Below are 6,599 nucleotides of genomic sequence, written 5' to 3'. Positions count from 1 at the left end.
GTCTGGCGACGAGCGGCCTGCAGAGGCGATAGCGGCTCGACGCCTGAAAATGAAAAGGGCAGCGGTTCGCCCGCTGCCCCAGACCGATCGATCGCGGCAATGCCGCGGGACTATTTCTTCGGCGCGTCCTTGCCGGGCTCCGCGGTAGGAGCCGCGGCAGGCGCCATCGCCGGAGCGGCCGCCGACGGCGGCGCGGCGGCAGGCGCCGGCGCCACGATCGCCGGAGGCGGCACTGCGGCCGGAGCCGCCGGCGCCTTGGCCAGCGTCCAGGCGCCGATCAGCGGGACGATCATGAGCGCGACGATGTTGATGATCTTGCTCAGCGGGTTCACGGCCGGGCCGGCCGTGTCCTTGTAGGGGTCGCCCACGGTGTCGCCGGTCACGGCCGCCTTGTGCGCTTCCGAACCCTTGCCGCCGTAGTGGCCGTCTTCGATGTACTTCTTCGCGTTGTCCCAGGCGCCGCCACCGGTACACATGGAGATGGCGACGAACAGGCCAGTGATGATGGTGCCCATCAGCAAACCGCCGAGCGCGGCCGGGCCAAGCAGCAGACCGACCAGGATCGGCACCACAACCGGCAGCAGCGAAGGCACGATCATTTCCTTGATCGCGGCCGTCGTCAGCATGTCGACCGCCCTGCCGTATTCCGGCTTGCCGGTACCTTCCATGATGCCCTTGATCTCGCGGAACTGACGGCGCACTTCCTCGACCACGCTACCTGCTGCACGGCCGACTGCTTCCATCGCCATCGCGCCGAACAGATAGGGAATCAGACCGCCGAGGAACAGGCCAATGATGACCATGTGGTCGGACAGATCGAAGGACAGATGCATGCCGCGGCCTTCGAGCGCATGGGTGTAGTCGGCGAACAGGACCAGGGCAGCAAGACCGGCGGAGCCGATCGCGTAGCCCTTGGTCACCGCCTTGGTCGTGTTGCCCACGGCATCCAGCGGATCGGTAATGTCGCGCACGCTGTCGGGCAATTCGGCCATTTCGGCAATGCCACCAGCGTTGTCGGTGATCGGACCGTAGGCGTCGAGCGCAACGACGATGCCAGCCATGCTGAGCATGGAGGTGGCCGCTACCGCGATGCCGTAAAGGCCGGCCAGCGCAAAGGAAACTCCGATGGCAAGACAGACGAACAGCACGGGAAATGCGGTGGACTTCATCGACACGCCGAGACCGGCGATGATGTTGGTGCCATGACCCGTGGTGGACGCCTGCGCAACGTGCTGCACCGGCTTGTAATCGGTACCGGTGTAGTACTCGGTGATCCACACCATCAGCGCAGTGAGCACGAGGCCGACGACGCAGGCGCCGAACAGCGATATTGCAGTGACCGCCTTGCCGCCCACTACCGAAACTGCCTGCGGGAACAGCCAAGTGGTGACGAAGTAGAATGCGATCAAGGAAATCACGCCGGCAACGATCAGCCCCTTGTAGAGGGCGGGCATGACGTTCCTCATCCCGGGCGATGCCTTGACGAAGGAGCAGCCGATAATGGATGCAATGATCGATACGCCGCCAAGCACCAGCGGATAGATCACCGCATTGAGCGGAGCGCCGGTGATCATCAGTGCGCCGAGCGTCATGGTTGCGATCAGGGTCACTGCATAGGTTTCGAACAAGTCGGCGGCCATGCCGGCGCAGTCACCTACGTTGTCGCCGACGTTGTCGGCAATCACCGCGGGGTTGCGCGGGTCGTCTTCCGGAATGCCTGCTTCCACCTTGCCCACCAGGTCAGCGCCGACGTCGGCGCCCTTGGTGAAGATGCCGCCGCCGAGACGCGCGAAAATCGAGATCAGCGAAGAACCGAACGCGAAACCCAGCAAGGGTTTCAGCGTGGCCGCATCGACTGCCTTGCCGCCGGTGAGATACCAGAAGAACAGGGTCACGCCGAGCAATCCGAGACCGACCACCAGCATGCCCGTGATCGCACCGCCCCGGAAAGCGACAGCGAGCGCCGGGCCGATGCCGCGAGTGGCTGCCTGTGCGGTGCGCACATTGGCGCGTACCGAAACATTCATGCCGATGAAGCCGCATGCGCCGGACAAGACTGCGCCGAGCACGAAACCGGCCGCAGTGGTGCCATCGAGGAAGATACCAATCAGAATCGCAAGCACGACGCCGACCACCGCTATGGTCTTGTATTGCCGCGCCAGGTAAGCACCGGCACCTTGTTGAATGGCCGCTGCGATCTCCTGCATGCGGGCATTACCGGCATCCTGGCTCAAGATCCAACTCCGGGACACCAATCCGTAGATGACGGCTAGAACACCGCACACCACGGCAATCCACAAACCTGTTGCCATACTGTTTCCTCCATGTTGTTCACTACAAGATTAAAACAACGACACATTCCGGAGGACGGCGACGGCATACGCCCTATGACACCGATGGGTATCTGCTGTCGTCGTCCTGCGAGTCCTGCGCACTGCTAAACTTTCCGTTACAACGTTCTCGTTATTCTTGCATACCGAATTTTGTGCGGGAGAAAAAACAAAACCTCGGTTCTGAATCTTTGATCTGGATTAGCCCGCCGAAAAACAAAAGCGGACACGAGGTCCGCTTTTTTGTTCAGTCAGCCAATGCTGCGTAGGCATTGTCCCGGATCGTTTCGACCGGGCCGACACCGGAGATCTTGCGATACTTCGGCGCTCCCGGCTGTCCGGACTTCGCCCACTTGTTGTAGTAGTCGACCAGCACTTCGGTTTGTTCGTGATAAACGGCCAGGCGTTTTTTCACGGTCTCTTCCTTGTCGTCGTCACGCTGGATCAGCTCTTCGCCGGTGACGTCATCCCGGCCGGCGACTTTCGGCGGGTTGAACTTGACGTGATAGGTGCGGCCCGAGGGCTGATGCACGCGGCGGCCGCTCATGCGCTCGACAATCGCTTCATCCGGCACGTCGATTTCCAGCACATAGTCGATCGCAACGCCGGCTTCCTTCATGGCGTCCGCTTGCGGAATCGTGCGCGGAAAGCCGTCGAACAGGTAACCGTTCGCGCAATCCGCCTGCTTCAGTCGATCCTTGACGAGGCCGATGATGATGTCGTCCGAAACCAGGCCGCCCGCGTCCATCACCTTCTTGGCTTCGATGCCGAGCGGCGTGCCTGCCTTGACGGCAGCGCGCAGCATATCGCCAGTGGAGATCTGGGGAATGTTGAATTTTTCCTTGATGTAATTTGCTTGCGTGCCCTTACCGGCACCCGGCGGTCCTAAGAGGATGAGGCGCATGAGATTTTCCTAGACTGGTTTTAAATTTTTTCGCGGTGACGGGATGAACTTCCCCAAAGACATGCTTTGTATCACACAAACATTGCATGAAACTTACCACAGAATCCCCCGAATTCGGCAGTTCTCGCCCCGATTTCTTCTAAATTCCTTGACCGAAGTACTGTCGCACCCGCGACAAATCATCCGGCGTATCCACCCCCGCCGCCGGCATATCGGGCGTCACATGCACAGCGATCGGATAAGCATGCCAAAGGACCCGCAATTGTTCCAGCGCCTCGATCTGTTCGAGCGGCGACAGCGGCAGCGTTGGATATTCTTGCAGGAAGGCGTTGCTGTAAGCGTAAAGCCCGATATGGCGCAACGGCCGGTAACCGGCGGGGATGCTTTGCCGTGATTGCGCAAAACCGTCGCGGTGCCAGGGAATCGTGGCGCGCGAAAAGTACAGCGCCCTGCCCGTCTTGTCGAGGACAACCTTGACTACGTTCGGATTGAATATCTCCGCCACGTCATCGATCGGATGCGCAGCGGTAGCCATCGGAACGCTGGTCGTGATCAGCGCGGCGGTCGCGGCGATTAGTGACGGGGAAATCAAGGGCTCGTCGCCTTGCACATTGACGACGACCGCGTCGCCGGACAAGCCGAGGGCAGCCGCAACTTCCGCGATGCGATCTGTTCCAGAGGGATGATCGGCACGCGTCATGCGCACATCCACGTCGTGGGCCCGGCATGCCGCGAGAATATCGGCGTGGTCAGTGGCCACGACCACCTGTGAGGCACCCGATTGGGCGGCGCGCTCGGCCACCCGCACCACCATCGGCTTGCCGCCCAGATCGGCAAGCGGCTTGTTCGGCAGGCGTGTCGACGCGAGGCGTGCGGGAATGATGACGGTAAAAGACATCAGTTTTTTCCGGTTGGCCGAGGAGATCCGTTGCGCTATGAAGCGACGACGGATTTGCTCAGCCGGCCGAAGGTGCGGGAGCCGGCGCTGCCGTCAGATCGCGCGCCTGATCGGCCCACATGATGGGAATGCCATCGCGAATCGGATAGGCGAGCTTGTCCGGATTGCAGATCAATTCCTGCGCGTTTTTATCGTATTCAAGCGGCCCTTTGCAGAGCGGGCAGACCAGGATATCAAGCAGTCGGGCGTCCACGACATTTCTCCACTATTCGTTCAGCCAGCGCGGGATCGATGCGCGCTGTCACAGGGACGACCCACAAGCGGGGGTCGTTCTTCATCGTATCAATTTGCGTACATTTTACTGCATCCTTCTCGGTGATCAGGATGATATCTGCAGGGATGCCGGCAAACGGGTTGGCGGCGAAGTCGTAGTGGTCGGGCAGCGGCAGCTCTTCGATAGCCAAACCGGCGTCGCGCAGCATGGTGAAAAAACGCGAGGGATTGCCGATGCCTGCGGCAGCGAGGATACGCGGTGCGCGAATTGCACTCAAGGCAATGGAATGCGTTCGATCGGAAAGGCGTTCGGCGGTATCGCCGGAAAGCTGCATGCGAAACCACTCCGCGTTGTGGGCGGGATGGCGACTTGTATTCTTGACGGAAAAATCGCGCCTGCGCGATGCCGGTTCGCGCAGTGGTCCGGCCGGCAGCATCCAGCCGTTGCCGTTGCCGCGCTCATCGCTGAGGACGATCTCAAGGTCCCGCTGCAGGGCGTAGTGCTGCAAACCGTCGTCGGAAATGATCAGGTTGACTTCGGGATGCGCAGCCAGAAGTGCCTGCGCGGCGGCAACCCGATTGCGCCCGACCATGACCGGACAATTGCCATGGAGCGCAATCAATGCGGGTTCATCTCCAACCTTGTCCGGTGTCGACGTCGGAGTGACCTCGATCGTTTCCTTGTTGCTTGCGCCATAACCCCGCGAAACAACGCCCGGCACAAAGCCTGCGCGCCGCAATTGATCGACCAGCCAGATGGTGAATGGCGTCTTGCCCGTGCCACCGACAAAGATATTGCCAACGATAATCACCGGAACGGGCAAGCGGGTGCTCTGGAATATGCCGGCCTTGTAAAGCGTGCGGCGCAGTGCAACCAGCAGGCGAAACAACAGCGAAACCGGATACAGGGCGCTTGCCAGCAAGCCGCGCCGCGTCCAGGCACGCGTCAGCACCGTGCCGGCATGTCGTGTCATTTCTTGCCGCTGGCCTGCGCGGCAAAGGTGACCTTTTCGAGTCCGGCCAGGCGTGCGGCTTCAAGCACATTGATGACCGATTGGTGCGTCGCCATCGCGTCGGCGTTGATGATGATGACCGGGCCGTTTCGCGACTGCCCCTTGGCGTTTGCGACGGCCTTCAACTCTTCCGCCAATGCCGCGGCATCATGCGCGGCGACCGGATTGTTATCGACCGCGTAGTGACCTTGCGCATCGACGCCGACATTGATTTCCTGCGGCTGCTCAAGCGCCTTTTCAGCGTCGGCGGTCGGCAGGGTAATCTGCAGCGCAGTGAATTTGCTGTAGGTGGTGGTGATCATCAGGAAGATCAGGATCACCAGCAATACATCGATGAAGGGAATCAGGTTGATTTCCGGATCTTCGCGGCCCTGGCCTTTACGGAAGTTCATTGTCTCGCCTTACGTTTTGCCTTACTTGCGATTGCCATGTACGGTATCGACAAACCTCACCGCCTGCTGTTCCATGTCGACGATGAAGCCGTCCACCAGCGCGCGGAAATGCCGGTAGAACACCAGCGCGGGCATGGCGATGGCAAGGCCGAAGCCGGTGTTGTACAGCGCCGTGGAAATACCGTGGGCAAGCTCTGCCGGGTTGGCGCCGACGGAGTTTTGCGCACCGAAAATCTCGATCATGCCGACCACGGTGCCGAACAGGCCCATCAGCGGCGCGAGCGTGGCAATGGTGCCGAGCGTGGTCAGGAATCGCTCGAGGTCATGCGCCGTGCCGCGCCCGGCTTCCTCGATCGATTCCTTCATCACCTCGCGCGGCGCGTTCACGTTGCGCATGCCGGCGGCCAGGACACGGCCCAGCGGCGAGTTCTGTTCCAGGTTGGAAATGACTTCCGGGCCGATCTTGCCATTGTGGTAGACGCGGATCACTTCATCGAGCAGATTGGGCGGCAGGATGCGGCGGCGGCGCAGGTACAATAGCCTCTCAATGATCAAAGCCAGGCCAATGATGGAGGCGATCAACAGCGGCCAGATCGGCCAGCCGGCGGCTTGAATAATGGCGAGCAAAAGAGGCTCCTCAAGATGAATTCAGTCGGATGCAGAATGTATCGTGTTGAGCCTCTGCGAGCAAGGCCATCCCGCTACAATACTTCCGAAAAAGTTCTTCACAGACCCTGTGGATAACTTTGTGGGTAAATACCTTGCACTGAATAAAAGTATTTGATTCCA

At 60.6% G+C, this 6,599-nt stretch carries 7 protein-coding genes; all 7 read right to left on the bottom strand.

The window, feature by feature from the left end:
- Window positions 1–110: 110 nt before the first annotated feature.
- Window positions 111–2,312 carry a sodium-translocating pyrophosphatase gene (locus VJ651_RS21530; protein ID WP_324109393.1) on the bottom strand — a complete coding sequence of 734 codons (2,202 nt, stop codon included), beginning with the start codon at window positions 2,310–2,312 and terminating at the stop codon, window positions 111–113.
- A 265-nt stretch (window positions 2,313–2,577) separates the two neighbouring features.
- Window positions 2,578–3,234, bottom strand: a complete 657-nt coding sequence (adk, locus tag VJ651_RS21525) for an adenylate kinase (protein ID WP_324109392.1) — start codon at window positions 3,232–3,234, stop codon at window positions 2,578–2,580.
- Between the two features lie 139 nt (window positions 3,235–3,373).
- On the bottom strand, window positions 3,374–4,132 hold the full coding sequence (gene kdsB, locus VJ651_RS21520; protein ID WP_324109391.1) for a 3-deoxy-manno-octulosonate cytidylyltransferase: 759 nt from the start codon (window positions 4,130–4,132) through the stop codon (window positions 3,374–3,376).
- 58 nt (window positions 4,133–4,190) lie between these two features.
- Window positions 4,191–4,385: a Trm112 family protein gene (locus VJ651_RS21515; protein WP_136419904.1), complete on the bottom strand. Its 195-nt coding sequence runs from the start codon at window positions 4,383–4,385 to the stop codon at window positions 4,191–4,193.
- Window positions 4,366–5,379 carry a tetraacyldisaccharide 4'-kinase gene (gene lpxK / locus VJ651_RS21510; RefSeq protein WP_324109390.1) on the bottom strand — a complete coding sequence of 338 codons (1,014 nt, stop codon included), beginning with the start codon at window positions 5,377–5,379 and terminating at the stop codon, window positions 4,366–4,368. Before lpxK ends, VJ651_RS21515 begins: the two co-directional genes overlap by 20 nt.
- The gene (locus tag VJ651_RS21505; RefSeq protein WP_324109389.1) at window positions 5,376–5,810 is read right to left on the bottom strand and encodes a biopolymer transporter ExbD; all 435 of its coding nucleotides are present in this window, start codon (window positions 5,808–5,810) and stop codon (window positions 5,376–5,378) included. The genes lpxK and VJ651_RS21505 overlap by 4 nt, the downstream gene beginning before the upstream one ends.
- A 21-nt stretch (window positions 5,811–5,831) precedes the next feature.
- Window positions 5,832–6,437, bottom strand: coding sequence for a MotA/TolQ/ExbB proton channel family protein (locus tag VJ651_RS21500; RefSeq protein WP_324109388.1), 606 nt, complete (start codon window positions 6,435–6,437; stop codon window positions 5,832–5,834).
- Window positions 6,438–6,599: the final 162 nt, after the last annotated feature.

The sequence above is a fragment of the Noviherbaspirillum sp. genome, assembly GCF_035254865.1.
Classification (GTDB): domain Bacteria; phylum Pseudomonadota; class Gammaproteobacteria; order Burkholderiales; family Burkholderiaceae_D; genus Noviherbaspirillum.
Note: the sequence above shows the minus strand (reverse complement) of the source record. Positions and strands in the feature narration are given on the sequence as shown.